Origin of the sequence: Dactylosporangium sp. NPDC000555, from assembly GCF_040300025.1 — a bacterium.
Lineage (GTDB): Bacteria > Actinomycetota > Actinomycetes > Mycobacteriales > Micromonosporaceae > Dactylosporangium.
The window spans coordinates 13,039-39,828 of record NZ_JBEPDB010000083.1; the positions used below are offsets into that span (position 1 = coordinate 13,039).

The window sequence follows — 26,790 nt, forward strand, 5'->3', positions numbered from 1 at the left end:
CGGAGACGCTGGCGCCGTCCAGGCCCTCGGAGACGCTGGCGCCGTCCAGGCCCTCGGAGACGCTGGCGCCGTCCAGGCCCTCGGAGACGCTGGCGACCGTGCCTGCGTCCCGGAGTGCCGGCGCCGCGGCCTCGGCGGTTCCGGCGCCGATGGCGAGCGCCGCGAGCATCCCGGCGAGCGAGGCCAGCGCGGCGGGTGCTCGTCTGATCCGGCGCGGCATGGTGGCGTGCGGCACAACGGTCTCCCCTCGGACGGCGGATGGCTTTCACCACCGTCCGTGGTGCGCGGAGCCCGCCGGGACCCGTCGCGGTGCGGTGCCGTTGCATCGACGGATGCGTCGTCGTACGGGCGAAGGGTCAAGACGCACATGTGTGGAGGCGCGACCGCATGTGGTGCGTCCGGTGCGACCCGGTGATCGGGCTCGGCGCGGGCCGGTCAGTGCGTGGCGGGGGAATCCGACGCCGTCTCGGTGCCGGACGGCGCGGATGAGGTGCTCGCGGAGTGCGACGGCGTGGCCGATGGCGAGGGAGGCGGCGAGGGCGGCGCGGACGACTCCGGCGTCGAGGTCGGAGTCGACGGCGAAGGTGAAGACGAAGGCGACGGTGAGGCCGGAGCCGACGAGGGCGAGGGCGCCGGTCCGGTCGTCCGGCTCACCGAGGGCTTCGGCGACCGGGAGGTCGGCCGCGGCACGGGCACGATCGTGGTCGCCGCGGGTTGCGACGGCACCGCGGCGGGCACGCACGCACGCGGGTCGAGCGCCGCGTCGGCGCACGGCCGGTCATCGCCCGGCGGCACCGCCGCCACCTCGGCGGGGTGGCTGAACCACGGCATACCGCCCGGCCCCACCTGGCCGAGGGCCGCCACGGCGCCCAGCAGCAACGCCGCCGCGCCGGCCGAGGCGACGGCCGCGCGAACGGTCCACCGCATGCGGCCGCGGGCGCGGGTGCGGGGCCGCCCGCGGAGCGCCACGGTCGCGGCGGCCCGCGTCTCGACGCCGGCGGTGAGGAAGGCCGGCAGGTCCACGGCGGCGCCGGCGATCCTGGCGAGCGTCAGGGCCGCCTCGTCGCTGGACGGCCGCAGCGCCGGCTCCGGGCTCAGGCACCGGCTCGCGACCGCCGCCAGTTCGTCGCAGGGCTGGTGGCCGGGACGGTCGTCGAAGCACGCGGCCAGCAGCGCGCCGAGCGCCCGCACGTCGGCGGACGCGCCGTCGGGGTCGTCCAGCATGTCGCCGGCGAACCCGACGACCTTCGCGCCGACGTCGGTGAGCACGACCTTGGCGGGACCGAGCGTCCCGTGGCTCACCCATCGGCCGTGCGCCTCCGCGAGCGCGGCGGCGACCTCGGCGCCGATGCGCGCCGTCTCCGGCGGGTCCAGCGGGCCCGCCGCGAGCCGCGCGGCGAGGGACGGCCCGTCGGCCAGCTCCATCACCACGAACGGCGTCGCGCCCCGCTGCGGCAGCTCGGCGACACCGACGTCGTAGACCGCGGCGACGTTGGGATGCGTCAGCCGCGCGGCGGTCCGCCCGGCGGCCAGGAACCGCTCCGCGCGCTCGGGGCGGTCCGGACGCAGCAGCCGGACCGCGACGGGTCGCCGCAGCAGCGCGTCATAGCCGCGCCAGACCTCCGCCGTGGCGCCGTTGCCAACAAGGCGGTCCAAGCGGTACCGGCCTTCCAGCTCCATGTCGCCTGCGGTGTCCTTGTCCATGCCGGGGGAGAATTCGCGAACCGCTTCGAGTATGCCCGCTTCCGGCGCCCGCCGCAGGCCAGCCGGCGCACTGTTGTCAGAGTGCAATAATTCGCCGCACCATCGGCGCGAATGTGACGGTCCCGTGTCATTGGGCGGGCCGCCAGAAACGGGTCTGGTCTTCGGAGAACGCCCATGGGTACCGTGCGGATCCGACGACCGCCGGCCATGACGGGAGACTGCAGCGGTGCCGAGGTTCGCGCGACGCTACCGGCTGGTGAGCCAGGCAGGCTCGGGCGGCATGGCGGAGGTGTGGCGCGCCGTCGACACCCGGTTGGACCGCACCGTCGCGATCAAGCTGCTGCTGCCCGAGCTCGCCGGATCGGCCCGGGCCCGCGACCGGGCCGTCGCCGAGGCGCGCGCGGTCGCCCGGATCAACCATCCGAACGTCGCCGCCGTGTTCGACGCCGGCCACCGCCCGCGCGGGCTGCGCCGGCCGGCGCCGTATCTGGTGATGGAGTACGTCGAAGGCGAGACCCTCGACCACCGTCTCGCCGGCTCCGCCGCGCTGGACTGGCGCGACGCGGTGCGCATCGCCGTCCAGGTCGCCGACGCCCTCTCGGCCGCCCACCTGCAACGCGTGGTGCACCGCGACATCAAGCCCGGCAACATCATGCTGACCCCGTCGCACGTGAAGGTGGTCGACTTCGGACTCTCATGGATCGTCGGCGCAGCCGGCCGAACCGGCCCGGAGAGCATGCTGCTGGGCACGCCCGAGTACATGGCGCCCGAGCAGTTGCGGGGCGAGCCCGTGACGGCGGCGGCCGACATGTACGCGTTCGGTGTCGTGCTGTTCCAGATGCTGACCGGCGCGCTGCCCTGGGCCGAGGCGGCCCGGCACGACCTGGTCCGGCAGCGCCGGGCCGCCTCGGTCCAGGGCCCGGTGCGCCTGCCGCCGGCCGCCGGGGTGCCGGCCGAGATCGCCGCCCTGGTCGACGGCTGCCTCGCCGACGAGGCCGACCGGCGGCCGTCCAGCCGTCACGCGGCCGGCGTGCTGCGCTCGGCGCTGGCGACGCATGCGGGCGAGGCGCGGGCCGGACTGCCGGCCTGGGAGGTCGCCGTCCCCGGGCCGCACACCCAGCCGCGGGGGCCCGAGCGCCCCCGGTACCCGTGCGTGGTTCCCTGGCAGACCCGGCCGAGCGGGACGGACCGGCGGTCGCGGCGCCGGGCCGTGCTGGTGGCCGTGGTGGCGGCGCTCGTGGCCGCGGGCGGATGGACGCGTCCGTTGTGGACGACGCCCGCCGCGACCGCGAGCGGCGAGCAGCCCGCCGCCGCGCAGGACTGCGTCGTGAAGTACATCGGGCATCGCACGGGAACGACCTTCGCCGCCCACCTGTCGATCGTCGGCGCCACGCAGCGGCCGTGGGTGCTGCGCTTCCGGGTTCCCCCGGGGCAGCTGGTCACGCAGGCACCCGGCACGAGCTGGAGCCAATCAGGCGCCGAGGTGACGCTGAGCGGCGACGGGCCGCTCGCCGCCGGGGCGCCGGCCAAAGTCGAGCTGCGCGGCGCGATCGACCGGGCCGACACCGGGTTTCCGACCGGCTTCCGCCTCGACGGGGCGTCCTGCCAGCGCGTCGTGTCGATCTTCGCGGCCGAACCGGCGGAGCGCTGACGCGGATGCGACGATGGAGCGATGTCCGAAGCCGAGGCCGAGCCGCTCGTGGGTGCCCTCCTCGCGGTGAGCCGCACGATGGTGGCCCTCACCGCCCGCAGTCTCGCGGAGCTCGACGTCGACGTCACGCTGCCGCAGTATCGGGCCCTGGTGCTGCTGGCGACCGGCCCGCGGCGCAGCGCGGAGCTGGCACAGGAGCTGGGCGTGGCCGCCTCGACGCTGACCCGCATGTGCGACCGGCTCTGCCAGAAGGGCATGGTGCGGCGCTTTCAGCGGGACGGCAACCGCCGCACTGTCTGGCTGGGACTCACCGCGGCCGGGCGCGCGACGGTCGGCGCGGTCATGCTGGCACGGCAGGCCGAGCTGCGCCGGATCGTCCGGGAGAGCGGGCTCGTCGCGTCGGGACGGACCCTCGACCTGCTGCAGCGATTCGTGCAGGCCGGTGGCGAGCTTCCCGACGACGAGTGGTGGCGTTGCTGGCAGCACTCGGCCGAGGAAGCCGCGCGGCTCAGCGTCGGCTGACGGCGCTCGATCGGTCGCCGCGCAGGTATTCCAGCGCCGAGACCTGGTCGGCGTGGACCGGCAGGACGTCGTGCAGGCACAGCATGCGCAGCGCGCCGGACAAGCCGGGGCCGGCCCCGACCAGGCAGGTCCGGCCGCTGCTGCCGGCCGTGCGACGGGCCGAGCGGACCAGGACGTCGACCGTCGCCGAGCTGAGGCGCTGGACCCGGCTCACGTCGACCATCAGGTGCGGTGTCCGCCCGGGCTCGCCGCTGAGCAGGTCCCAGAGCCGGGCGTCGTCGACGGGGAGCAGATCGCCGCGCAGGTAGATGGCGCGGACGTCGGACAGCACCTGGATCACCATGCGCTGCGACGACCGCCCCGCCGGCGTCACCGACGGCCGGTCGAGCGACCGGGCGCCGATGTGCGCCAGCGCCGTCGCGGGCACGCACCGGCCGCACGTGTGCGGGCCGATCGCCAGGTCGCTGCCCCGCCAGCCGTCCTGGCTGAACAGGCCCCAGGCGAGCGCCCAGTCCGGCAGCGACGCGGCCAGGTTGCCCACCGTCCGGCCGCAGCCGTCGCAGACGAGGCTGAAGTCGGTGCCGTCGAGGCTCAGCAGCGCGGTCATGGCAGCTACCTCAGCCGTCGACCGCGTACGCCGACCGCACCGTGCACTTCGGGCAGCCGTGCGGTCCCTGCCGCGATCGTTCGCCGACCCAGCCGTGCCGCCTGACGAGGCTCCAGGCGAGCTCCCAGTTGTGCAGGTTGGCCCCGAGCCGATCGATCGTCGTCCCGCAGCCGTCGCACACGAGGCTGAAGTCCGTGCCGTCGGGTTCGTGCAACACCGTCATACCTCAGACCCCCAGTCCGTCCGTCGGTCCGATCGGTTGCCATCCATCGTTGTCTCGGTGCCGTGACGAGATCTTGGCAGCGCCATGACGGTTCGACGACAAAAGCGCGCCACCCGGCCGGCGGTGGCCAGGCATGGACAACGGTCGCGATCGCCGTGCCCGGGCCCGCCGCGACGGGTCGGCGGCGCGGCAGACTGGGGCGGTGGGGGTGGATCCGGCCCGGTACGGCGCCGTCGTGATCGGGGCCTCCCTCGGCGGCGGGGAGGCGCTGCAGGTGCTGCTCGGCGGCGTGCGGACCGAGCTGCCGGTGCCGGTCGTCGTGGCACAGCACCTCGCCCCGGCGCCCAGCCGCCTGGACGCCATCCTGTCCCGGGTCTCGCGGCATCCGGTCGGCTGGGCGCACGACGGCGAGGTCGCCGCGCCCGGCCGGGTGTACCTGTGCCCGGGCCGCACGCTGGTGCGGCTGGAGCCCGACGGCACGATGACGGTGCGCGCGTCGATGCGCGGCTCGTCCTACGGGCTGGTCGACGAGCTGTTCGGCTCCGCGGCGGACGCGCTCGGGCCGCACGTCCTGGCCCTGGTGCTCACCGGCCTCGGCCACGACGGCGCGGCCGGCGCGCGGGCGGTGAAGCGGGCCGGTGGGACCGTGATCGTGCAGGACGAGGCCACCGCGACCGCGTTCGGGATGCCGGCCGCTGTCGCCGCCGCGGGCGACGCCGACCTGGTTCTGCCGCTCGGGGAGCTGCCCGGGCTGCTCGACCGGGTGATCGGCGCCGGGCGGCCGGTGCCCACGCCGGCGGTGCGGGCCGCCGAGGCGGTGTTCGCGGCCGGCGGCGAGGCCGGCGCGCTGATGGCCGCCACCGACTGGGGCTCGACCGGCCTGGGCCCGGTCGAGCGGTGGCCGCCGGCGCTGCGCCACACGCTCGCCGCGGCGCTGGCGCACCCGGTGCCGATGTGCGTCATGTGGGGCCCGGACCTGCTGCAGCTGTACAACGACGCGTACCGCCGCCTCATCGGCGAGCGCCACCCGGCCGCGCTGGGCCGGCCGGCCGCGCAGTCGTGGCCCGGGGCGGTCGACGTCCTCGGGTCCGCGCTGCGCCGGGTCAGCGAGGCCGGCGAGGCCGTGCGGTACGACGACCACCCGCTCGTGATGGACCGGGCCGGCTTCGCCGAGGAGGTGTTCGCGACCATCGCGTGCGGCCCGGTGCGCGACGCCGGCGCGGTCGCTGGGGTGCTGGTCACGCTCGTCGAGACCACCGAGCGGGTGCGCGCCGCGCGGCGCCTGGCCACGCTGCACCGGCTGGCCACCGTCCCCGCCGCCGAGGATGGCCCCGCCACGGATCGGGCCACCTGCCGGCGGCTCGTCGACGTTCTCGCCGCCAACCCGAACGACGTGCCCTTCGCGATCCTGTACCTCGTCGACGGGCCGACGGGCACCGCGCACTTGGCCGCCGGCACCGGCCTGGCGGCCGGGAGCCCCGCGCTGGACCCGCTCGTCACGCCGGAGCGGCCGGCGGCGTGGCCGCTGCAGGCCACCGTGCGCGAGGCCGTCACGCAGATCGTCGACGACCTGCCCGGCCGGTTCCCCGGCCTGGCCGCGGGCCCGTGGCCGCAGCCGCCGCACACCGCCCTGATCCTGCCCGCCGGGCCGACGCGCGACGGCACCCCCGCCGCCGTGCTGGTCGCCGGCGCCGACTCGCACGCGCCGCTGGACGCCGCGTACCGCCGGTTCTTCGATCTGCTCGCCGAGCATGCCGGTGCCACGCTCGCCGCGGCCCGCGCGCTCCTCGACGGCCGGCAGCGGCTCGCGGCGCAGGCCGCGCTCAGCCGCACGAGCACCGAGTTCCTCGCCGACGTCGGCCACGCGTTGCGCACTCCGCTGACGCCGTTGCTGCTCGCGCTGGAGCGCCAGCTCGCGGAGGTGCCGCCCGAGCGGCTCGAGAACCCCCGCATCGCCCACCGCAACGCGCTGCGCCTGCTGCGGCTCGTCGACGGCCTGCTCGCCCTCTACGAGCCCGCCCCGGCGATCGAGCGCGTCGACGACCTCGCGGCCCGCACCGCCGAGCTGGCCGCCGGGTTCCGCCCCGCCGTCGAGCGCGCCGGCCTGCGGTACGTCGTCGACTGCCATCCGCCGGGCCGGGCCGTCCACCTCGACGCGCACATGTGGGAGACGGTGCTGCTCAACCTGCTGTCCAACGCCCTCAGGCACACGTTCACCGGCGGCATAACCGTCCGGCTGCGCGGCCGGCCCCGGCACGTGGAGCTGACCGTCGCCGACACGGGCGTGGGCATCGACCCGGCCGAGATCCCGAAGCTGTTCACCCGCTTCCACCGCGTCCACGGCGCGCGGTCGCGCGGCCACGAGGGCTCCGGTCTCGGCCTGGCGCTGGCCGGCCGGCTCGTGCGCCGGTACCGGGGCAGCATCCGGGTGCACAGCGAGCCCGGCCGGGGCGCCACGTTCACCGTGTGGATCCCGTACACCCAGCCGTCGCGGCGCACCGCCCGCGTCGCCGACCCGCGGGAGCGCGCCGAGACCTCCGCGCGCGTCCGGCGCGCCTTCACCGAGGGGGCCGAGTGCCGGCCCGACGGCGGCGAGGCGGCGTCACCGACCTGACCGAAGCCCGCCGGCGGCTTCGGGGGCGAAAGCGCTCTCAAAACAAAACAGCAGTTCAGAGCGGTATTTGAGAGCGCTCTCTCAATCTTGGCATTGACAATGCTCACCGCTGTTGAGCATCATTCGCAAGGACCCCGTAAGACCGCCACTCTCATCACGGAGTCCAATCCATGCGTCTTGCCCGAGGCCGGCCCGTCACAGCCGGCGCGATCGCCGTCGCGGTGGTCGCCACCGCCCTGACCTTCCTGACCCTCTCCAGCGCCGAGGCAGCCGCCCTCGGCTCCGGCAGCTACGCCACCACCCGGCCGGCCGGCACCACCGGACCGACGGGCTGCGGCAACATCGCCACCAACCCGCGCCAGTACGTCACCGCCAACGCGCCGACCGGCGCCGTGCCGACCAACGACTGGTGGTCGTCGCTGCTGTTCAAGCGCACCGACTGCGCGTACTCCGTGCCGCTGCACGCGCACCCGATGGCGTTCCAGCCCGCAGCCAACGGGCTCGGCGTCTCGTACACCACCGAAGCCGCGATCTCCGGCACCGCCACCGGCCCCGGCGAGTACCACTTCCCGTACACCACCGAGTTCACCCTCGGCGTGACCGGGCTGAACGCACCGAACACGCTGGTCGACGGCTGGACCGACTGGACCGTCACGCCGTCGTGGTCCGACGGGGCCCGCACCCTCAAGACCACGATCGGCCACGGCCTGCCGTTCGTGTACGCGCGCACCACCGGCGGCAACGCCCAGCTCACCTTCGCCGGCGCGCCCAACGTCTGGTCCAACAGCGGCAACCGGGTCGGCTTCACCGTGCGCGGCCACGACTACGTGGCGTACGCGCCGAGCGGCGCCACCTGGACCGTCGGCGGCACCGCGATCACCTCGGCGCTCGCCGGGCGCGACTACTTCTCCGTCGCGCTGCTGCCGACCACCCCGTCGACCTCGGCCGCCGACCGGACCGCCCTGGCGAACACCTACGGGCAGTACGCGCACAACCACGTCACCGGGACCCGCGTCTCGTGGGGCTACAACCAGTCGGCGAGCACGGTGAACGCGACCTACACGTTCACCACGACGGCCCGCGAGGGCAGCGGCTCCGGCACCGTCGTCGCGTTGTACCCGCACCAGTGGAAGAACCTCAGCGGCGCCACGCCGATCGCGCAGGGCTACGTCTCCCCGCGCGGGACGATGAAGGTCCTCACCGGGACCGGCGCGTTCACGACGACCACGAAGTTCCAGGGTGTACTGCCGGAGATCCCCGCCGTCGCCGACTCCTCCGGCGCCGATCTGAACACCGTCGGCGGCTACCTCGACCAGGTCGCCACCGGCGATCCCCTGGCGGCCTTCGGCAACGACACGTACTGGACCGGCAAGGGCCTGGGCCGCGCCGCCCGCGCCGCCGAGCTCGCCGACCAGCTCGGCCGCACCGCCCAGCGCGACGCGCTGCTGGCCGCGATCCGCACCCGGCTCACCGACTGGTTCACCGCCAGCCCCGGCAAGACGGCCCGGCTGTTCGCGTACGACCAGAACTGGGGCACGCTCATCGGGTACCCGGCCTCGTACGGCTCCGACGGCGAGCTCAACGACCACCACTTCCACTACGGCTACTACATCGCCGCCGCCGCGACCCTGGCGAAGTTCGACCCGGCATGGGCCGCGACGTCCGCCTACGGCGGCATGGTCAACCTGCTCATCCGCGACGCCAACAGCCCGGACCGCAACGACCCGATGTTCCCGTTCCTGCGGGACTTCGACATCTACGCCGGGCACGACTGGGCGTCCGGCCACGGCTCGTTCGCCGCCGGCAACAACCAGGAGTCCTCGTCGGAGGGCATGAACTTCGCCAACGCCCTGATCCAGTGGGGTATCGCCACCGGCAACACCGCAGTCCGCGACGCCGGCCTGTACATCTACACCACCCAGGCGCAGGCGATCCAGGAGTACTGGCTGAACTCGTCGAACCAGAACTACCCGTCCGCGTTCGGGCACCGCACCGTCGGCATGGTCTGGGGTGACGGCGGCGCCTACGCCACCTGGTTCAGCGGCGAGCCCGAGATGATCCAGGGCATCAACATGCTGCCGATCACCGGCGGCTCGTTCTACCTCGGATACCAGCCGGCCTACGTGACCGTCAACTGGAACGAGATGGTGACGAACAACGGCGGGCCGCCGACGGTCTGGCAGGACGTGCTGTGGTCGTTCCTCGCGCTCGGCAACGGCGACCAGGCTCTGGCGAACCTGCGGGCCAACCCGGGGTACACCCCGGAGGAAGGGGAAAGCCGCGCGCACACCTTCCACTGGATCCGCAACCTCGCCGCGCTGGGCCAGGTCGACACCTCCGTCACCGCGAACACGCCGCTCTACTCGGTGTTCACGAAGAACGGCGCCCGCACGTACGCGGCGACCAACCTGAGCGGCGCGCCGATCACCGTCACCTTCTCCGACGGCCGCACGCTCACCGTGCCCGCCGGGAAGACCGCGACGACCGGGGCGTACACCTGGGTCGGTGGCAACGGCACGAGCACCCCGCCGGCGTCCCAGCCCCCGTCCTCACCGCCGCCCTCGTCCCGGCCGCCGTCGTCGCCGCCTCCGTCGAACCCGCCGCCGGCCGGCTCGAACCTGTTCTACCTGCGCGGCGGGCCGGCGCTGTCCACCTCGGCCGGTGCCGGGGCCACCACCCAGACGGTCACCGCCGCGAACGGCAACTGGGACGGCAACCCGCACAACCCCGTCACCTACCGGACCTGCGGCATCACCGGTGCGCTGAACGGCGCTCAGACGCAGTTCACGCTCCACGTCGACGCCGGAACCGCGGTCGGCCAGGGCATCCAGGCCCGCGTGTCGTACGACTTCACCGGCGGCGGCACGTACGGCCGGGTCGAGACCTACCAGTACTTCGCCACCGACCCGGTCGTCGGCACCGAGCAGTACACCCAGGCGGCCCAGCTCGCCTCGTCGACCGGCACCCTGTCGGCGATGAACCGCGGCTGCGTCCGGCTCGAGGTGTGGAACGCCATCGGCAACGCTCCGACCACGGTCCGGATCGACGCCACGGCGGGCGACGGCCGCCAGTCCACGCTCACCATCCCGTACACCGTCAGTTAGCAATCCGCCCCGGCGGGGCCGCGTTCGCGCTGCCCCGCCGGAACGCGCTGGGCGGCTCAGCGGCTCAGCGGCTCAGACGGACAGCAACCGGTCGAGCAGCTCGTGGTATCGCAGCACCGTGTCCCGCATGCCCTCGGTGCTGTCCGACGCGCGAGCGCCGACGCGTTCGAGCTGCTCCTCGCGATCGTGGACACTGGCGGCCAGGGCCTGCACGGCATCGTCCATCAGTTGCCGCGCCCCGGTGACGCTGCCCGGCGGGTCCTCGACGAAGTGCGTCTGCAGCTGGTGCCAGCGCTGCCGGAACTCATCGGCCTTGGCCGGGTCCCAGATCCTCGGCTCGCCCCCCAGGGCCGGTTCCTGCGCCGCGGGCGCCGCGGGCGGTGGCGGTGGCGGTGGCGGTGTACCCCCGGGTGTCGGCGGCCGGGGCGGCGGCGGTGGGGGCGTCTGGGACGGCGTCGCGGCTTCGGACGGCCGCGGTGCCGAGTCGGGCTGGCCGGGCTGCCTGGGTCCGGCCGGATCGGTCGAGTGGTCGTCACGCATCGCGATCCCGCCTTTCGTGCTACTCCGTGTTTCCTGCGCGGTGCATCAGCCGTGCCCCGGCGCCGGCCGGCCGCCCGGCGGCTCGCCGAGCAGTTCCGCGAACAGCACGCGGTAGTGCATCAGCGCCTGGCGGAGCTGCTCCGTCGACGCCTGCCCGCGCTCGTTCACCTTGTTGATCTCGTGTGCGTCGCGGTAGTGGTCGAGCGTCTCGGCGTGCTCCACGCTGAGGTCCTGGACGCGGGCGTCGAAGTCCTCGACGGGGTACCCGCGCTCGGCCATCACCTTCGTCACGAGCGCGTCGGCCTCACGGGTCGCGGCCTCCGGCTCCTCGACGAAGTGCGCCTGCGTGCGCGCCCACTGCTCGGCGTACCGCCGCCGCTCCCACGGAGCGAGCTCTTTGAGCTCCAGGCCGGCATGGCGGCGCTCGCGGTCCTGCAGCTCGCGTTCGGCCGCACGCCGGCTGGGCTGCTCGGCGACCGCCCGGTCGTACTCGGGTCCGAACCGGCGCCGCAGCGCCTTGGTGCGACGGTGCCGGCCGAGCGCCATCGTCGCGAGACCGGCGATCACCAGTACGACCACGATGATGGCAATGATCAGGGCCACGGTCGAGGACATCGCAAATCCCTTCGGGTTGGCCAGGAAAGACGCTAGCGCGCACCGGCTGCGGCCGACCTCACCCCGGGCGGGGCCTCCGGCATCACAGTCCGGTGCGGTGTTTCGTCGTACCGGTGAGGGAAGAGCTGACCGAGGGAGAGTCCGCCACCGCGGCGCTCCACCCGGTCGAGGGCCGCGAGCGGGTCGCGTGCGTCCTGATGGAGATCGCGTGCGGCCTGGTGGAGATCGCCACCAAGGCGCCCGGCCTGACGATCCTGGAGCGTACGGTCAACGGTCAGCCCAGCCTGGTCATGCGGCAGGACGGCGTCACCGTGACGGTGATGGCCTTCGACATCGCGGGCGACCGGATCACGGCCCGGGACCCGGGGCGGCTGATTGCCGGGTTCCTGACCGGAAGGCCGCATCCAGGGGAAGGTCGGTGATTGCCGTGCACGTCACCATTCGAGGCGATTTTTGTGGGTAAGCCTAGCTCGCGCTACTTTCGCCGGATGCGACGGCGACATCTCCTCACCCTGGCGGCCGCGGGCGCGGTCGCCGGCTATGCCCGCGCAGCCGCACCGAAGCCGGCGAGCGGCGCGGCGGCCGTCGGGGCGCCCGGCGGCGGCGCCTCGACGGGCCCCGCGGGGCTGGTGTTCCCGGAGGACTTCGGCTGGGGGGCGGCGACGTCGGCGTACCAGATCGAGGGCGCGGTGCGCGACGACGGCCGCGGGCCGTCGGTGTGGGACGTGTTCAGCCACGAGCCGGGCCGCATCCGCGACGGGGACACCGGCGACGTGGCCGCCGACCACTACCACCGGTTCGACGAGGACCTCGACCTCATGCGGGACCTCGGCCTGAGGTCGTACCGGTTCTCGGTCTCCTGGCCGCGGGTGCTGCCGACCGGCTGGGGCGCGGTCAACGCCAAGGGCCTCGACTTCTACCGCAGGCTCGTCGACGGCCTGCTCGCCCGCGGGATCGCGCCGGTGGCCACCCTGTTCCACTGGGACACCCCGCAGGCGCTGCAGGAGCTCGGCGGCTGGGAGAACCGCGACTGCGCGCAGTGGTTCGCCGACTACGCGCACACGATGTTCACCGCGCTCGGGGACAGGGTGCCGACCTGGCTGACGCTCAACGAGCCGAAGACCGTCGTCGACGTCGGCTACACGGCCGGCACGCACGCCCCCGGCAAGCGGGACCGGCAGCTGGCCAACGTCGTCGGCCACCATCTGCTGCTCGGGCACGGGCTGGCTGTGCGGGCACTGCGCGGTACCAACGCCAAAGGCCGCATCGGCGCGGCGCTGAGCCTGTCGCCCACCTACCCCGCCGACGACTCGGCGGCGGCACGCCGCCAGGCGACGATCGCCGACGGCGAGGAGAACCGGCGCTGGCTCGATCCGGTGCTGCTGGGGCGGTACCCGCAGGACTGGCTGGCCACGCAGCCGGCCGACGCGCCGATCCGCGCGGCGATCAAGGACGGCGACCTGGCCGTCATCAGCGCGCACAGCGACCTGCTCGGGGTGAACTACTACGGCACCACCCACGTGACCGGCACCGGGAGGCGGGTCATGCTGCACCCGACGTCGCAGGCGACGTGGCAGGAGATCGACCCCAACGGGCTGTACGACCTGCTCACCCGCATCAAGCGCGACTACGGCGACATCCCGCTGACCATCACGGAGAACGGGATGGCGACGAGGAACGCGATGCGGGACCAGGACCGCATCACGTTCCTGCGCGACCACCTGGCCGCCGCCCACCGGGCCATCGAGGCGGACGTGAAGCTGGAGAGCTACCACCTCTGGTCGCTGATGGACAACTTCGAGTGGGCCGAGGGCTACACGCAGCGCTGGGGCATCGTCAATGTCGACTTCGCCACCCAACGCCGGACCCGCAAGGCGAGCGCCGACTGGTATAGGACCGTGATCGCCCGCAACGGGATCTGACCGCCCGGCGAGCGAGCCGGGCACGACAGTACACATCGACGGCGGCGACATGTTGAGATGCTGGGGTGACCGAAGAGACCGTACCCCGCCAGCGCACCCCCTCGTCCGACGCGCTCACGTCAAGAATGTCGCGGGTGGCGCGATGGTCCGCGAGAGTCTCGCAGTCACGGGCCTTCGAGGTGGCGATCGTCGTCGTCATCGGCGCGAACGCGCTCGTGCTCGGCATCGAGACCTACCCGGACCTCGGCACGGCCGATCTGCTGCTGGGCTCGCTGGAGTGGTGCTTCCGGCTCGTCTTCTTCGCCGAGATCGCGATCCGGATCCTGGCGTACGGCCGCCGGCCCCAGGACTTCTTCAAACAGGGCTGGAACGTCTTCGATTTCATCGTCATCGCCGCCGTGTTCATCCCCGGCCTGCACGGCGACCCCGCTGCCCTGCGGGTGATCCGCATCGCCCGGGTGGTGCGGCTGGTGCGCTTCTCCCCCGGGCTGCGCACCATCGTCGCCGCCCTGCTGCGCAGCCTGCCCGGGGTCGGCGGCTTCCTCGCGCTGGCCCTGGTGACCTTCTACGTATACGGGATGGCCGGCTGGCTGATCTTCGGTAAGACCTACCCGGCGGAGTACGGCACCATCGGCCGGGCCGTGCTGACCCTGTTCGTGCTGCTCTCGCTCGAGACGCTGCCGGAGCTGATCGAGCAGGGCATGGCGATGTCGTCCTGGACGCTGGTGTACTACGTCAGCTACGTGCTCATCACCGTGAACCTGCTGGTGAACATCCTGATCGCGGTCATCGTCAACTCGATGGAGGAGGCCCGCCGGCTGGAGATGACCCAGGGGCTGGCCGCCGACTTCGACGAGGACGGCGACGGCGTGCCGGACGAGATCGACCGGATCGTGATCAGCCGGCGCCTGGACGATCTGCGGACGCTGCTGGTCGAGCTGGAACGGGACCTGCGCATCGACCGCGACGAGGGCCGCCCGAGAGCGGCCCCCGATCGCTGACGGATGCCGAGGTCGTAGCGATTTCAGCCCTGCCGCAGCGCGGGCAGCGGGATCGGGATCTGATATGCGGTGGCACCGGCGCCGACGCCGCCCTCGCAGCTGTTGGGCGGCGCGGTGCCGACGCCCCTGGTCGACGGCAGCTCCGCGGCCCAGAACATGTACCCGAGCATGCCGGCCGACTGCACGAACGAGCCGGTCGAGCGCTGCACCGAGTTGGCGAAGTCGGTGCACTCGGGCCGGACCTTGCTGCCCTCGGCGATGTACAGGCTGCCGGTGAACTTCGCGGGTGCCAGCGGCGGGACCGGCGGCGAGTACTGCGGCTTGCCGTCGATGTGCTCCTGCCAGCTCGTGGTCACGGCGCTGGCCGACGGCTGCTTGGACGGCACCATCGCGTTGGCGTAGTCGAGCACGGGCACGTCCGTGCGCAGCCAGTCGGCCGTCGCCTTGCGGTTGATGTCGATCAGCCAGCGGGCGCCCGCGGCGACGTCGATGGTGAGCCGGGCGGCCGGGTTGGCGCCGGTCGCGTCGTAGGGCAGGGCCGCGCGGTAGGTGTTGATGAACGTCTGCAGGCCGGCGAGGTTCGGCGACGAGTTCTGCTCGTAGTCGATCTCGATGCCGACGCCGAGGCGCTGGGCCACCGCGACGGCGTTGCGCGCCAGTTGTGCCGGGTTCTCGGTCAGGGCGCTGTCCCAGGCGCCGGTGTACGTGATCCCCCCGATCGACAGCATGACCCGTACGCCACGGCTGGTGAAGTAGTTGACGATGTCCGGCGTGATGCCCTTCGGCACGCCGGCGCTGGTGGTGGCGTCGTCGGTGAGATGCAGCAGCTTGGCCGGCTGCAGGAAGCTCAGGACGACCAGATTGACGGAGGGCCGGCCGTCGCCGCGGTCGATGAGCCAGTGGTTGCGGCTGTCGAACTCGCTGACGGTGCGGACCGTGCCCCAGATGCAGGCGTCGTTGCCACAGTGCCAGGCGCCGTACACCTGGATGGGGCCGCTCGCCGCGGAGGCGGGTGCGGCCGGCGCCACGATGAGCGCCGCGAACAACAGGACAACTGCCAAGACTCGACGCATAGGGTGCTCCCTCGACCACGAGCCGTTAATTGGAAAGGACGTTAACGGTTTGATCAAGGACTGTCACCGTACTGTGAAATCCACCCCAAACCCGTAATGCGCGAGCGAGGCGCATCGCTTCTTATGGATGGGTGGCCGTCCGATATCGGGCGTCAGGCGCGCCGGACTCCGACTCTGCCCCGCAGGGCCCGGTCGGTCATCCGGGCGAGGGCGTCGCTCATGGCGACGCCGACGGCCGCGACGCCCAGTCCGAGCAGGAACGCCCGCAGATTCCTATCACGCATCGCCGCTCGCCTCCCGCCGGCCCGGGCCCGTTCGCCCCGGCGCCAATCACGACGATGCCGCCGGGGCCGTGGCAACGGTCGAGGCCGTGGGCCCGAACCGGCGGGCCGAACGTCCCGGACGGCCGGACGCCCGAGGCGCACGTCACCGGCCGGCAAGGCGCACGTCACCGGCCGGCGAGGCGCACGTCACCGGCCGGCGAGGCGCGCCAGGAGCCGGTGGATGTGGCGGCGCGCGCCGACCAGCGCGGCGCGGCGGCGGGCCAGGCCCGGCGTCGTCGTCGGCGCCGGCACGGTGGCCGCCTCGTCGGCGGTGCGCAGCATGAGGTTGACCAGGAACGGCTCGGCGATGTCGGCTTCGTGGACCCGGCGGTCGATGTGGTGCCCGACCTGCGCGTCGGGGGCGGCGAGCAGCAGCGCGGCGAGGTCGAATCCGGCCAGGTAGAGCCCGGCGTCGGCGAAGTCGGTCAGTGCGAGCCGCCGGGACGGCAGCTGGACGACGCTGCGCGGGGTGAGGTTGCCGTGGGCGAACGTCCGGTCGGCCCGGCAGCGGCTCAGCAGATCCCGCAGGCGGCGGGCGTCGGCGGCGCAGAGGTGGCCGCCCTGCTCGTGCCGGGCGATCCAGGCGTCGTAGTCGACGGCCCAGGCGTCGACCTCCGCGGGGGCGGGCCGCCAGGCGGACAGCAGCGCCGCGGCGTGGATCAGGCGGGCCCAGGGGGCGCGGTCGGTGACCGGCGGATCGTCCGGACCGCCCTGCAGCGGTTCGCCAACGGCCCGGCTGACGACCAGCGTCCGGTCGTCGTGCCAGCGGTGCTCGTCGGCGAGGACCAGCGGCCGGCTGCGCCGGAAGGCCTGGGCGACCTCGCACCGGCGGCGGAACCGGCGCACGGCGGCCGGGTCGTCGGCGGTACGGATGATCATCGCCGCGGACTCGCCGTGCCAGCGCCCGGACAGCACCGCGTCCGCGCCGTCGGCGCGCAGCGGCTGCCGGCGATCCAGCGTGGCGCCCGCCGGGAGCCGCCGCGGCGTCCACAGGTCGCCCCGGGTCACCGGCGGCGGGGGCGGGCAGCGCGCCGCCGGGGCGGGGCGGTGGCCCGGCGCCGGCTCGGGCGGCGCCGGGCCCGCGCTCAACGCGAGCAGCTTGCGGTCGCAGCGCGCGGCGATGCGGTCGAGGGTGGCGAGTTCCTGCGCGGTCCACGCCCGCGGCCGCGAGTCGATCGCGGCCAAGGCACCCAGCACGTGGCCGCCGCGACCACGGACCGGGACGCCGGCGAACGCGGTGACACCGAGGTTGCGGATCGCGTCGCTGCTGTGCAGGACCGGGTCGCGGCGCGCGTCGGCGATCGCGAGCCGGGCCCGCGAGCCCACGACGTACTGGCAGATCGAGTGGGTCAGCGGCGTCTCGCGCCGGTGCTCGCAGAGCTCGGGCAGGCCGGCCGCGCCGGGCAGGATCTGGCGGGTGCGCTCGACGAGCACGACGAGGACGATCGGCACCCCCAGGAGGCGGCGGGCGTAGGCCACGATGTGATCGAACCACGGGTGCGGGACAGCGCCGAGCCCGGTCGCGGCCACCGCATGCAGCCGAGCCACGTCGTGGACCGCGGTGGCGGTACTCAGCACGTCGATCACGACTACTCCGGTGCGGATCGCGATGGTCAGCTTGAGGCTCTCATGCTGGTGTATCTCCCTGACGTTCGCACTGTCATCCGCCGCCCGGCCACGATTCGGCACATTCGGTGCCGTCGGAGCGCGGCACCCGGGGCGGGAAAATCCGTAGCCGGAACGCATCAATCGATCGGACAGATATCGATAGCCGTACGGACCGTCGCCGCATCACCGTTCCGACAGGATTCCACGCGATCGGCGCAACCGATGGACAGACCGTCGCGCCGTGTTGCATGGTCGCCTTGACGACCTGTAGCCATGTGGTCGCAGCCGGGCGTAGCCGTGGCGGATCGTTGGCGAGGTTGGGAGACCGACGCGATGGACCGCACATCCCCGCACCGCGACTGCCGTTCCTGGCGCCCGGCCGCCGGGCCCCGCCGCCGGGCGGAGCGCACCGCACCGATGCACCGGTGTCCGACGGTCGTCAGATCCTGATGGATGACCTACCCGGGCGGATGAACGCGAGCGGCGTGTACCTGCGCCGGCCGCGACTGCTGTCGGTGCTCAACGCCGCGAACGGCGCGGCGGTCAGGACGGTGTACGGCCCCGCCGGTGCCGGCAAGACCATGCTGCTGCTGGACTGGATGGACCAGCTCCCCTCGCTCGCGCCGGCGGTGTACGTGGAGCTGACCGGCGCCGCCACCGCGCGGGTGCGGTGGCGGCGGATCAAGGCCCCCGGCTCCCCGGGAGGCGCACGGCCGCGTGACCTCGATCCGGCCGGTGACGGACTGCTGAGTCTGCCCGACGCCGCCGGCGTGCTGGACCGGCTGCCGCCGGCCGACGCCGGCTCGCCGGACGAGCCCGCCACCGTCGTGCTCGACGGCATCGACGCGGTCACCGACCCGCGCCTGCTGGACCGGCTCATCGGCGGGCCGCTGCGGCACCGCGCACCCGAAACGGCCCGGGCCCGCAAGCCGGCCGTGCAGGTCGTCCTCGTCGGCCGGCACCCGCCGAACCGGCCGGTCCTGCCGGGCCTAGGCCCCGTGACGCTGCCGGCCGACGCCGCTCTCGATCCGCGGGAGCTGCGGCTGACCAGCGCCGAGACCGCACAGCTGTGCGCGCTGCGCGGTCTGGACGTCGCGCCTGCCGACGTACGCCACCTCTACGCGGTCACCGGGGGCTGGGCGGCGGGCGTCGCGATCGCCATCGACACGCTCCAGAACGGCCCCTACGACATGCAGCAGCACCTCGACGAGATCCTGCGCACCGGGGCCGACCTCGATGGCTACATCGAGGACGACGTGCTGGCCGAGCTGGCGCCGGACCAGCGCGACGCGGTCGAGGCCGCCAGCATCCTCACCACGGTCAACGCCGAACTGCTCACGGCGCTCACCGGGCGGCCGGACAGCGCCTCGCTGCTGGCCGCTCTCGCCGAACACCGTCGCGTGTTCGTGGAGCTCGACGGCGTCTCGGGCTGGTACGGCCTGCCCCGGCTCTGGCGCGCGGCGCTGCACCACAGGCTGCTCACCACAGCCCCCGATCGGCTCCACAACCTGCACCGCACCGCCGCCGCCTGGTACGCCGAGCACCACCGGCCGGCCGAGGAGCGCCGCCACGCCGCGGCCGCCCTCGACGAGCCCCCCGGCGAGCGCCGGGCCCGCGGAACCGGGGCGGACACCCGGCGGCACCCGGGCACGGCCGCCGGCGGCCTGCTCGACCACGCCTGGCGGGCCCTGCAGGCGGGCGACGCCGTCACGGCCCGCCAGTGCCTCACCACGGCGCTCAACGGATCGGCCGGCGGCGGCGTGGCGCTGTGGCTGCGGGCGACCCGGATGGGCGCCCTCGCCGACCACCAGCAGGGCAGGCTGCGCGCGGCCGCCCGCGCCGCCGACGATGTGCGCGCCACGCTGCACCGCCACGGCATCGCCGACTCCCGCGACGAAGGATGGGCGCTGCTCACCCTCGCCGCCGTCGCCGTGCTGCGCGGCCAGCCCGAGCGGGCCAACCGCTGCCTCGACGACCTGCTCGTCCAGAACTGGCCGCCGGATCCGGCGCTGCTGGCCGGCGAGACCTTTCACCGGCTCCTGGCCACCTACCAGACCGGCCGGCCCGCCGCCGCGCTGGCCGCGGCCGAGCGGCTCATCGCCGAGGACGCCGACACGCTCGTGCTGCCCGGCTGGGCCCCCCGGGCGGCGCGCATCGAGCTGCTCACCGCCCGCGGTTTCATCCACGACGCCGGCCGTCACCTCGACGCCGACGCGGCCCGGTTCCCGCCGGTGGTCGCGGCCCTCGCCGCCGCGAGGATCGCCCTGGCCACCGCCCGCCGCCCCGGCACCGACGCGGAGCGGATCCTCCGGCCGTTCCTCGGCGAACGCCAGGTCTCCCTGGTGCACGCCGTCGAGCTGCGCCTGCTCATCGCCGCCGGGGCCCGCCGTGCGGGCCGCCCCGCCGTCGCCGAGCGCTTCGAGCGGGATGCCACCGCCGTGGCCTCCGGCGAGCAGCTGCGGCATCCGTTCATCGTCCTGCGGCTGCTGGAGGGCGCCACCCGCGCCGCACCGCCACCGCCACCGGCCGCCCGCGGCCCGGGCGAGCGTCCCGAGCTGACGCAGGCCGAGTCGAGCGTGCTGGGCATGCTCGTCGGCTTCCTGACCGTCGGCGAGATCGCCGGCGAGCTGCACCTGTCGCCGAACACCGTGAAGACCCACATCGCCGCGGTGTACCGCAAGCTCGGCGTCCACCGCCGCCGCGACGCCGTGCGCCGCGCCCGCGAGCTCGAGCTGCTCTGACGGCGCGACGACCGGGCGTCAGCCGACCGCGGTGCCGACCAGCGACCCGATCCCGAACGTGACGGCCATCGCCAGCGCGCCGCCGAGCACCAGCCGGGCGACCGCGCGCCGGGCGGGCGACCGGCCCAGCCGGGCGCTGACATAGCCGGTCAGGGCCAGCGCGGCGACGACCACGACGATGGCGACGGCCACCCGCACCTGCGGCGGCGGCAGCAGGATCGCCGCGAGGGGCAGCGCCGAGCCGGCCGTGAACGCCAGCGCCGAGGCGGACGCGGCGTGCCACGGGTTGGTCAGCCCGTCGGGGTCGATGTGCAGCTCCGCGTCGGCGTGCGCGTTGAACGCGTCGCGTGCGGTCAGCTCCTCGGCGACGAGGCGCGCGGTGGCCGGCGTGAGCCCCTTCGCCTCGTACAGCCCGGCCAGCTCGGCGAGTTCCTGCTCCGGGTAGGCGGCCAGCTCGCTGCGCTCCTTGGCCAGCAGCGCCCGTTCGGTGTCGCGCTGGCTGCTGACCGACACGTACTCGCCCAGCGCCATCGACACCGCCCCGGCCACCAGCCCGGCGATCCCGGCGGTCGCGATCGCGGCGACGGAGGCGGTCGCGCCGGCCACCCCGACCACGAGCCCGGCCGTGGAGACGATGCCGTCGTTGGCCCCGAGCACCCCGGCCCGCAGCCAGTTGAGCCGCTCGGAGATCCCGGTGTCGTGGGCCTCGCCGGGGTGACCGGCCGGACTGTGCTCGCCGTGACGCATGCGACCACTCTAGATCGGCCTCGATCTACCGCCTCAGCGGTGCCGCGGCGCCTGGGGTCGATCCCAGCCGGCCGGCGTAGCTGGTCGAGGTCACCGTTGGCCGGCCCGGCGAGGGCGCCGCCTTCACCGTGCCGCTGCCCGCGGCGCCGTCCTGAGGCGCGGCACACACGAACGGATCACCGCCGGCGCACGCCCGGGGCGGGGCCAGGCGGCCACCTGGTAGGTTCCGCAGACCGCGACGCTGGCGGCCCGGACCTCGAACCCGGCAGACTGGCGCTGAAGGAACGGAGACGGGATGACCGAGCAGGCGGGCATCGGCCGACCCGACGAGCAGGACCGTGTCGATGTCCGGTTCGTGGCGGTGGCGCGGCTCGAGCTCGACGAGCTGCTCGAGCAACTGGTCGAACGCATCCGCGACGTGCAGAGCACCCAGGGACGGCTGCGCGGGCTGCTGCGCGCCAACCTCGACATCGCCCAGGGCGTCGACCTGGAGCACGTGCTGCGCCAGATCGTCTCGGCCGCGAAGAACCTCGTCGACGCCCGATACGCCGCGCTCGGCGTGATCCGGGACGGCCACCTGGTGCGGTTCCTGCACGAAGGCATGGACGACGACATGGTGCGGCGGATCGGTCACCTGCCCGAGGGCAAGGGCGTGCTCGGCGCCCTGGTCGAGCACCCGCACCCGGTCCGGCTGGCGGAGATCGGCGACCACCCGGCGTCGGTCGGCTTCCCGGCGGAGCACCCGCCGATGCACAGCTTCCTCGGGGTGCCGATCCGGGTCCGCGACCGGGTGTTCGGCAACCTCTACCTGTCGGAAAAGCAGGGTGCCGCCGAGTTCAGCCGCGACGACGAGGAGGTCGTCAAGGCCCTCGCGGGCGCCGCCGGCATCGCGATCGAGAACGCGACGCTGTTCAGCGAGGCACGCCGCCGCCGCGACTGGCAGGAGGCGATGACCACCGTCACGACGACCCTGCTGGAGGGCGCCGACAGCGACCACGCGATGCGGGCCCTCGCCGAGTGCGCGCTGCGGGCGGCCGGCGCGGCCGGGGCCGCGTTCGCCGCCGCACCCGCCGACGGCTCGTCCGGCCTGCGGGTGAACGTGGCCGTCGGCCTGCTCGGGCCGTGGTACGGCCGGTCCGAGCCGGTCGGCGGATCCCTGGCCGAGGGCGTGCTGGCCGCCCGCGAGGCCACGCTCGTCACCGAGCCGGCGGCCGACCCGCGCACCACGGCCGCCCTGGAGCTGGTGCCGGAGATGGGCGCGACGATCGTCGCCCCGGTGACCGGCGACCGCAGCGTGCACGGGGTGCTCATCGTGGCCCAGCGCCGCGGCGGGGCGCAGCTCACGCGGGCCGACCTGGAGATGATCCAGGCGTACGCCGCACACGCCGGGCTGGTGCTCGACGTCGCCGCGCTGCGCCGCGAGAACGAGCACATCCGCGTCCTCGAGGACCGTCAGCGTATCGCTGGGGACCTGCAGGAGACCCTCATCCGCGACCTGTTCGGGCTGGGGCTGTCGCTGCAGGGCGCCGCCGCCCGCATCGCGAACCCGGACGCGCGTGCCGCGCTCGCCGCCAGCGTCGACGAGCTCGACCGCATCATCCGCGGTGTGCGCACCGCTGTGTTCGCGATGGAGCCGCGGCGCGAATCGTCCGGCTGACCCGCCGCCTCCGGCGACACCCGCGGGGCCTGCTTTCCGGATGACGTCATCCCCGCCGGTGCGGTGTTCCCTACCGGTACGGGCCGCGGTCGCGGAACGCTGGAAGGGACCCGCGACGGAGGGGGTGCCATGGGTACCGACAGCAGGGTCGTCGTCGGCGTCGACGGCTCCCCGGAGAGCCTCGAGGCCCTCACGTGGGCCGCCTGCGACGCGTCGCGCCGGCACCGTCCGCTGCACGTCGTCCACGCGTTCCAGTTGCCGACGGTGTACGGCCCGTTTCCGCCGCCGGTGCCCTCGCCGTACGACGACGAGACGCGCGCGGCGGCCGAGCGGATGCTCGCCGGGTCGGTGGCGCGGGCGCGGACGCTCGCGCCGGGCCTCGAGGTCACCAGCGACATGCCGATGCGGCAGCCGGCCTCGGCCCTGCTCGCCGCCGCCGAGCACGCGGACACGGTGGTGGTCGGCAGCCGCGGCCTCGGCGGCTTCGCCGGCCTGCTGCTCGGGTCCGTCAGCATCGCGGTCTCCGCGCACGCCACCTGCCCTGTCGTCGTCACCCACCACGGCGGCGGTCGGCCCGCGACCGGGGCCGGCCGGATCCTCGTCGGCGTCGACGCCGCTCACGACGCCGAGCGGGCGCTGCGCTTCGCGTTCGAGCAGGCGTCGGCTCGGCGCACCGGCCTCACCGCCGTCTCCGCCCACGTGTGGTCGAGGTTCGCCGCCCGCAGCCGGATACACGCGCCGGGGCACGATCCCGGCGACCTGTACGAGGACGAGCGCCGGGCGCTGGCGGAGTCGACGTCCGGCTGGTCGGACCGGTACCCCGATGTCGACATCCAGCGCGCGGTGCTCACCGGCGCCCCCGCGGCGGTGCTCACCGAACTGTCGGCCGGCGCGCAGCTGCTCGTCGTGGGCTCGCGCGGCCACGGCGGCTTCACCGGCCTGCTGCTGGGCTCGGTGAGCCGGGCGGTCGTCCGGCATGCCGAGTGCCCGGTGGCCGTGGTCCACTGACCGGCGCGCCCGCCCCGGCCAGGCGCGTCGATCACCGCCGATCCCCGTTCCGGGCCTTGTCCGCGGCCGTCCACGCCGCCGGCAGCAGGTCCCGCACCTCGGCGGCGATCTCCTCCGCCACCCGCTCGGCGGCCCGGGCCACCTCCGGCGTGAGGCCCGCCCCGGGCTCGGTCTCGGCCGCCTCGACGCCGAACACGACCATCCGCTCCGGCAGCCGGTCGAGCTCGCGGGCCGGCGAAACCGCGCCGTCCACGCCGCCGGTGCGGGTGCTCGTGCCCGGCGGGTGCGGCGGCGCCGGCCAGGGCACGACGAGACGGTGGATGCGGCCGGGACGGGCCGGCTGGACGAGCACCGCGCCGACCAGGACGGCGAGGCGCCGCCGTTGCCACAGCAGGACCAGCGCGCAGCTCTCGCCATCGCTCGCGGCCAGGGTCGCGCCCGGCAGGCCGGCGGCGCGCAGCCGGTCGATCACGGCCGGGCCGACGCCGTCGTCGCGCCGGTGCCGATCACCGACGCCGATGACGACGACCGGAGGTCTCATACCGGGGCCTGGGACAGATCGAGCAGGCGTATGCGAGTGGCCTGCATGCGCGCCACGACGACGTGCATGAAGCGCTTGGTCAGCTCGTAGCCGAGCTCGGGATCGGCGTCGCACAGCCGGCGCACGCCGGGACCGTCGAGGGCGATGGCGAGCACCGGGCCCGCGGTCACGGCGCCGAAATGCCAGCGGTACGGCGGGAAGAGCCAGGACCACCCGACGACGGTGCCCGGCCCGATCGTCTCGACGACGACGTCGCCGCGGCCGGGCACCCGGATGTCCAGGTTGACGTGGCCGTCGCGGACGAGCCAGAAGCGCTCGGCCCGGCCGTTCTCCTCGAAGATGCGGGTCCCGGCCTTGAACGGGGCCCGGCACGCCCAGCGCGACAGGCGCTCGACGTGCTGCGGCGACATGCCCGCGAGGAACGGATGAGTGATCATCAGATCGTACGTGGTGGTGATCATGTCGGCTCCTCGGTGGTCGCGGTCGCGTGGGCGGCCAGGGCGTGCAGCTCCGCGGTCACGTCGATGCCGGCCGGGCACCAGCAGATGCAACGGCCGCAGCCGGACGCACCCGGACTCGCCGAGCAAGTCGCGCCGGGTGCCGGGCCCGCGGCCGAGCTTGCGGTCGAGCAAGGGAGCCGTTTTGTTCCATCACATCCGCGCCGGACCGGGCCCGAGTAGGGCCGTTCGGCCCTACTCGGCGGGACGGGTGCTCAGCGGCGGCCCGGGCTCGATCGAGCCCGGGGCCCGCCGCGGCGTGACCTTCGCCCCTTCACCGACTACAATCCCGGCCGTCATGGTGGAGGCATGACGGCCCCCACGACGATCGTCCCGTCCGGGCTCACCGCCGCCGAGGCCGCCGAACGCCGGCGCCGGTTCGGCCGCAACGAGCTTCCCGTCGCCAGGCCCCCCTCCGTCGCGGTGCGGGTCGGCGCGCAGCTGCGCGACCCGCTCGTCGTCGTGCTGCTCGCGGCCATGGTGGTGACCGCGCTGCTGCGCGACGTCAGCGATCTCATCGTCATCCTGCTGGTCGTCGTGCTCAATACGGCCATCGGGGTGGTGCAGGAGATCCGGGCCGACCGCGCGGTGGCGGCGCTGCGGCGCATGGCCGCGCCGTCGGCACGGGTCCGCCGTGACGGCGCCGACACGACCGTCCCGGCCGCCGAGCTCGTGCCCGGCGACGTGGTCCGCGTCGAGGCCGGCGACATCGTCCCGGCCGACCTGCGCGTCGTGCGGGCCGTCCGGCTGTCCGTCGACGAGGCGGCCCTGACCGGCGAGTCGATGCCGGTGACCAGGAGCGACGGCGATGAGCTGGCCGCCGGTACCGTCACCGCCACCGGCCACGCCGTCGGCGAGGTGACCCGCATCGGCGGCGACAGCGCCCTCGGGCGCATCGCCGCCCTGGTGTCCGGGCAGCCGCACCGGGCGACCCCGCTGCAGCGGCGACTCGCCGGGCTCGGCAAGGTCCTGGCCGTCGTCGCGATCACGCTGTCCGGCGTGGTACTCGCCGTGGGCGTGGCCCGCGGCGAACCGTTCGGCGAGATGCTGCTCGCCGCGGTCAGCCTCACCGTGGCCGCGGTGCCCGAGTCGCTGCCGGCCGTCGTGACCCTCGCCCTGGCGCTCGGCGCGCACCGCATGGCCCGGCAGGCGGCCATCGTGCGCCGCCTGCCCGCCGTGGAGACCCTCGGCTCGATCACGACGCTGGCCACGGACAAGACCGGCACGCTGACCGAGGGCGTGATGAGCGTCGACCGGCTGCTGCTGCCGGACCTCGCGGCGGTCACGCTCACCGGGCGGGGATACGACCCGGACGGTGCCGCCGCGCCGGCGCCCGGCCCCCGGGTGCGACGATCGTGCTGTGCAACGACGCCGGCCTCGCCCCGCCCGACGGCGAGCATCCCGCGTGGCGCCCGGTCGGCGACCCGATGGAGGCGGCGCTGCTCGCCGCAGCCGCCCGCTGCGGCGTCGGGCTCGACGCCCGCGACCTGCTGCCCCGCGTCGACGAGGTGCCCTTCGACGCGGACCGGCGGCGGATGACCACGGTCCACCGCGCTCCGGCCGGCGGCTACGTCGTCGTGTGCAAGGGCGCCCCCGACGTGCTGCTGCGTCCCGGCGGCCCGCTGCGCATCGGCGACGAGGATCGGCGGCGGGCGGCCGCGGCGGCCGCGGAGCTGTCCGGGTCCGGCTACCGCGTGCTGGCCGTGGCCGGGGCGCATCGCGCCGACCGGCCCGCCGCCGCCGAGGCCGAGCACGACCTGGACCTGCTCGGCCTGGCGGTGCTCGCCGATCCGGTCCGCCCGGAGACGGCGGCCACCGTGGCGGCGTTCCGCGACGCCGGCATCGGCCTCGTGCTGATCACCGGCGACCATCCGGCCACCGCCGCCGCGATCGCCGACCGGGTCGGCCTGACCGACGGGCCGCCGCGCGTGGCCACCGGCGACGCGGCCGGCACCGCCGACCCGGGCACCACCGTGTACGCCCGGACCAGCCCCGAACAGAAGCTCACCATCATCCGGCGCCTGCAGCGCGACGGCGCCGTCGTCGCGATGACCGGCGACGGCGTCAACGACGCGCCGGCGCTGCGCCGGGC

General features: G+C 74.5%; 23 protein-coding genes and 1 pseudogene. 12 read left to right on the plus strand and 12 right to left on the minus strand.

Going from position 1 to position 26,790, the window contains the following annotated elements; translation table 11 throughout:
* A partial coding sequence (locus tag ABT297_RS34685) for a hypothetical protein (protein ID WP_350556706.1) occupies window positions 1–235 on the minus strand: 235 nt, incomplete at its 3' end.
* Window positions 236–435: 200 nt separating this feature from the next.
* A complete protein-coding gene (locus ABT297_RS34690) occupies window positions 436–1,704 on the minus strand; it encodes a protein kinase (protein ID WP_350556707.1) in 1,269 nt (422 codons plus the stop codon).
* A gap of 226 nt (window positions 1,705–1,930) precedes the next feature.
* Here ABT297_RS34690 and ABT297_RS34695 point away from each other — a divergent pair, with 226 nt between their 5' ends.
* Both ABT297_RS34695 and ABT297_RS34700 read left to right on the plus strand, forming a co-directional pair.
* On the plus strand, window positions 1,931–3,355 hold the full coding sequence (locus ABT297_RS34695) for a serine/threonine-protein kinase (RefSeq protein WP_350556708.1): 1,425 nt from the start codon (window positions 1,931–1,933) through the stop codon (window positions 3,353–3,355).
* Between the two features lie 21 nt (window positions 3,356–3,376).
* On the plus strand, window positions 3,377–3,877 hold the full coding sequence (locus ABT297_RS34700) for a MarR family winged helix-turn-helix transcriptional regulator (protein ID WP_350556709.1): 501 nt from the start codon (window positions 3,377–3,379) through the stop codon (window positions 3,875–3,877).
* On the opposite strand, the gene ABT297_RS34705 is transcribed toward ABT297_RS34700, so the two are convergent.
* Window positions 3,864–4,484 (minus strand): STAS domain-containing protein, encoded by a 621-nt coding sequence (locus ABT297_RS34705; protein ID WP_350556710.1) that lies wholly within the window; start codon window positions 4,482–4,484, stop codon window positions 3,864–3,866. The genes ABT297_RS34700 and ABT297_RS34705 overlap by 14 nt on opposite strands.
* Before the next feature lie 10 nt (window positions 4,485–4,494).
* Window positions 4,495–4,701, minus strand: coding sequence for a hypothetical protein (locus tag ABT297_RS34710; protein ID WP_350556711.1), 207 nt, complete (start codon window positions 4,699–4,701; stop codon window positions 4,495–4,497).
* A gap of 208 nt (window positions 4,702–4,909) precedes the next feature.
* Between ABT297_RS34710 and ABT297_RS34715 the strand changes: the two genes are divergently transcribed.
* A complete protein-coding gene (locus tag ABT297_RS34715; RefSeq protein WP_350556712.1) occupies window positions 4,910–7,321 on the plus strand; it encodes a chemotaxis protein CheB in 2,412 nt (803 codons plus the stop codon).
* 170 nt (window positions 7,322–7,491) lie between these two features.
* Window positions 7,492–10,425, plus strand: coding sequence for a glycosyl hydrolase (locus ABT297_RS34720; RefSeq protein ID WP_350556713.1), 2,934 nt, complete (start codon window positions 7,492–7,494; stop codon window positions 10,423–10,425).
* 72 nt (window positions 10,426–10,497) lie between these two features.
* Here ABT297_RS34720 and ABT297_RS34725 read toward each other — a convergent pair whose 3' ends face one another.
* Window positions 10,498–10,965: a hypothetical protein gene (locus tag ABT297_RS34725; RefSeq protein ID WP_350556714.1), complete on the minus strand. Its 468-nt coding sequence runs from the start codon at window positions 10,963–10,965 to the stop codon at window positions 10,498–10,500.
* A gap of 45 nt (window positions 10,966–11,010) precedes the next feature.
* Window positions 11,011–11,580: a hypothetical protein gene (locus tag ABT297_RS34730; RefSeq protein ID WP_350556715.1), complete on the minus strand. Its 570-nt coding sequence runs from the start codon at window positions 11,578–11,580 to the stop codon at window positions 11,011–11,013.
* Window positions 11,581–11,693: 113 nt separating this feature from the next.
* Between ABT297_RS34730 and ABT297_RS34735 the strand changes: the two genes are divergently transcribed.
* The 3 genes from ABT297_RS34735 to ABT297_RS34745 all read left to right on the plus strand — a co-directional run bounded on the left by ABT297_RS34735 (window position 11,694) and on the right by ABT297_RS34745 (window position 14,503).
* Entirely contained in the window at window positions 11,694–12,002 is a 309-nt protein-coding gene (locus ABT297_RS34735) for a sigma-70 family RNA polymerase sigma factor family protein (RefSeq protein ID WP_350556716.1), read from the plus strand.
* A 66-nt stretch (window positions 12,003–12,068) separates the two neighbouring features.
* Entirely contained in the window at window positions 12,069–13,502 is a 1,434-nt protein-coding gene (locus ABT297_RS34740; RefSeq protein ID WP_350556717.1) for a GH1 family beta-glucosidase, read from the plus strand.
* A 65-nt stretch (window positions 13,503–13,567) separates the two neighbouring features.
* The gene (locus ABT297_RS34745; RefSeq protein ID WP_350556718.1) at window positions 13,568–14,503 is read left to right on the plus strand and encodes an ion transporter; all 936 of its coding nucleotides are present in this window, start codon (window positions 13,568–13,570) and stop codon (window positions 14,501–14,503) included.
* Between the two features lie 23 nt (window positions 14,504–14,526).
* Here ABT297_RS34745 and ABT297_RS34750 read toward each other — a convergent pair whose 3' ends face one another.
* The 3 genes from ABT297_RS34750 to ABT297_RS34760 all read right to left on the minus strand — a co-directional run bounded on the left by ABT297_RS34750 (window position 14,527) and on the right by ABT297_RS34760 (window position 17,486).
* A complete protein-coding gene (locus tag ABT297_RS34750; protein ID WP_350556719.1) occupies window positions 14,527–15,576 on the minus strand; it encodes a glycoside hydrolase family 18 protein in 1,050 nt (349 codons plus the stop codon).
* A gap of 152 nt (window positions 15,577–15,728) precedes the next feature.
* The gene (locus ABT297_RS34755; RefSeq protein WP_350556720.1) at window positions 15,729–15,860 is read right to left on the minus strand and encodes a hypothetical protein; all 132 of its coding nucleotides are present in this window, start codon (window positions 15,858–15,860) and stop codon (window positions 15,729–15,731) included.
* A gap of 186 nt (window positions 15,861–16,046) precedes the next feature.
* Entirely contained in the window at window positions 16,047–17,486 is a 1,440-nt protein-coding gene (locus ABT297_RS34760; RefSeq protein WP_350556721.1) for a GAF domain-containing protein, read from the minus strand.
* Between the two features lie 470 nt (window positions 17,487–17,956).
* Here ABT297_RS34760 and ABT297_RS34765 point away from each other — a divergent pair, with 470 nt between their 5' ends.
* Entirely contained in the window at window positions 17,957–20,248 is a 2,292-nt protein-coding gene (locus tag ABT297_RS34765) for a winged helix-turn-helix domain-containing protein (protein ID WP_350556722.1), read from the plus strand.
* An 18-nt stretch (window positions 20,249–20,266) separates the two neighbouring features.
* Here ABT297_RS34765 and ABT297_RS34770 read toward each other — a convergent pair whose 3' ends face one another.
* The gene (locus ABT297_RS34770) at window positions 20,267–20,995 is read right to left on the minus strand and encodes a VIT1/CCC1 transporter family protein (RefSeq protein WP_350556723.1); all 729 of its coding nucleotides are present in this window, start codon (window positions 20,993–20,995) and stop codon (window positions 20,267–20,269) included.
* A 295-nt stretch (window positions 20,996–21,290) separates the two neighbouring features.
* Here ABT297_RS34770 and ABT297_RS34775 point away from each other — a divergent pair, with 295 nt between their 5' ends.
* Together ABT297_RS34775 and ABT297_RS34780 are read left to right on the plus strand one after the other, a co-directional pair.
* Window positions 21,291–22,652, plus strand: coding sequence for a GAF domain-containing protein (locus ABT297_RS34775; RefSeq protein ID WP_350556724.1), 1,362 nt, complete (start codon window positions 21,291–21,293; stop codon window positions 22,650–22,652).
* A 129-nt stretch (window positions 22,653–22,781) separates the two neighbouring features.
* A complete protein-coding gene (locus ABT297_RS34780; protein ID WP_350556725.1) occupies window positions 22,782–23,660 on the plus strand; it encodes a universal stress protein in 879 nt (292 codons plus the stop codon).
* Between the two features lie 31 nt (window positions 23,661–23,691).
* Here ABT297_RS34780 and ABT297_RS34785 read toward each other — a convergent pair whose 3' ends face one another.
* Together ABT297_RS34785 and ABT297_RS34790 are read right to left on the minus strand one after the other, a co-directional pair.
* Window positions 23,692–24,201, minus strand: coding sequence for a hydrogenase maturation protease (locus ABT297_RS34785; protein WP_350556726.1), 510 nt, complete (start codon window positions 24,199–24,201; stop codon window positions 23,692–23,694).
* Window positions 24,198–24,662 (minus strand): cyclic nucleotide-binding domain-containing protein, encoded by a 465-nt coding sequence (locus ABT297_RS34790; protein ID WP_350556727.1) that lies wholly within the window; start codon window positions 24,660–24,662, stop codon window positions 24,198–24,200. The genes ABT297_RS34785 and ABT297_RS34790 overlap by 4 nt, the downstream gene beginning before the upstream one ends.
* 345 nt (window positions 24,663–25,007) lie before the next feature.
* Here ABT297_RS34790 and ABT297_RS34795 point away from each other — a divergent pair.
* Window positions 25,008–25,949: pseudogene (locus ABT297_RS34795) on the plus strand (HAD-IC family P-type ATPase); the annotation flags it as partial.
* A gap of 104 nt (window positions 25,950–26,053) precedes the next feature.
* A partial coding sequence (locus ABT297_RS34800; protein WP_350556728.1) for an HAD family hydrolase occupies window positions 26,054–26,790 on the plus strand: 737 nt, incomplete at its 3' end.

Bases quoted from the DNA above. Each gene is read 5' to 3' on its own strand.
- ABT297_RS34755 (WP_350556720.1), bottom strand. From the start codon at position 15,860: ATGCGTGATAGGAATCTGCGGGCGTTCCTGCTCGGACTGGGCGTCGCG.
- ABT297_RS34700 (WP_350556709.1), top strand. From the start codon at position 3,377: ATGTCCGAAGCCGAGGCCGAGCCGCTCGTGGGTGCCCTCCTCGCGGTG.
- ABT297_RS34725 (WP_350556714.1), bottom strand. From the start codon at position 10,965: ATGCGTGACGACCACTCGACCGATCCGGCCGGACCCAGGCAGCCCGGC.
- ABT297_RS34770 (WP_350556723.1), bottom strand. From the start codon at position 20,995: ATGCGTCACGGCGAGCACAGTCCGGCCGGTCACCCCGGCGAGGCCCAC.
- ABT297_RS34775 (WP_350556724.1), top strand. From the start codon at position 21,291: ATGACCGAGCAGGCGGGCATCGGCCGACCCGACGAGCAGGACCGTGTC.
- ABT297_RS34780 (WP_350556725.1), top strand. From the start codon at position 22,782: ATGGGTACCGACAGCAGGGTCGTCGTCGGCGTCGACGGCTCCCCGGAG.
- ABT297_RS34690 (WP_350556707.1), bottom strand. From the start codon at position 1,704: ATGGACAAGGACACCGCAGGCGACATGGAGCTGGAAGGCCGGTACCGC.
- ABT297_RS34740 (WP_350556717.1), top strand. From the start codon at position 12,069: ATGCGACGGCGACATCTCCTCACCCTGGCGGCCGCGGGCGCGGTCGCC.
- ABT297_RS34720 (WP_350556713.1), top strand. From the start codon at position 7,492: ATGCGTCTTGCCCGAGGCCGGCCCGTCACAGCCGGCGCGATCGCCGTC.
- ABT297_RS34750 (WP_350556719.1), bottom strand. From the start codon at position 15,576: ATGCGTCGAGTCTTGGCAGTTGTCCTGTTGTTCGCGGCGCTCATCGTG.
- ABT297_RS34785 (WP_350556726.1), bottom strand. From the start codon at position 24,201: ATGAGACCTCCGGTCGTCGTCATCGGCGTCGGTGATCGGCACCGGCGC.
- ABT297_RS34705 (WP_350556710.1), bottom strand. From the start codon at position 4,484: ATGACCGCGCTGCTGAGCCTCGACGGCACCGACTTCAGCCTCGTCTGC.
- ABT297_RS34765 (WP_350556722.1), top strand. From the start codon at position 17,957: ATGGATGACCTACCCGGGCGGATGAACGCGAGCGGCGTGTACCTGCGC.
- ABT297_RS34790 (WP_350556727.1), bottom strand. From the start codon at position 24,662: ATGATCACCACCACGTACGATCTGATGATCACTCATCCGTTCCTCGCG.
- ABT297_RS34730 (WP_350556715.1), bottom strand. From the start codon at position 11,580: ATGTCCTCGACCGTGGCCCTGATCATTGCCATCATCGTGGTCGTACTG.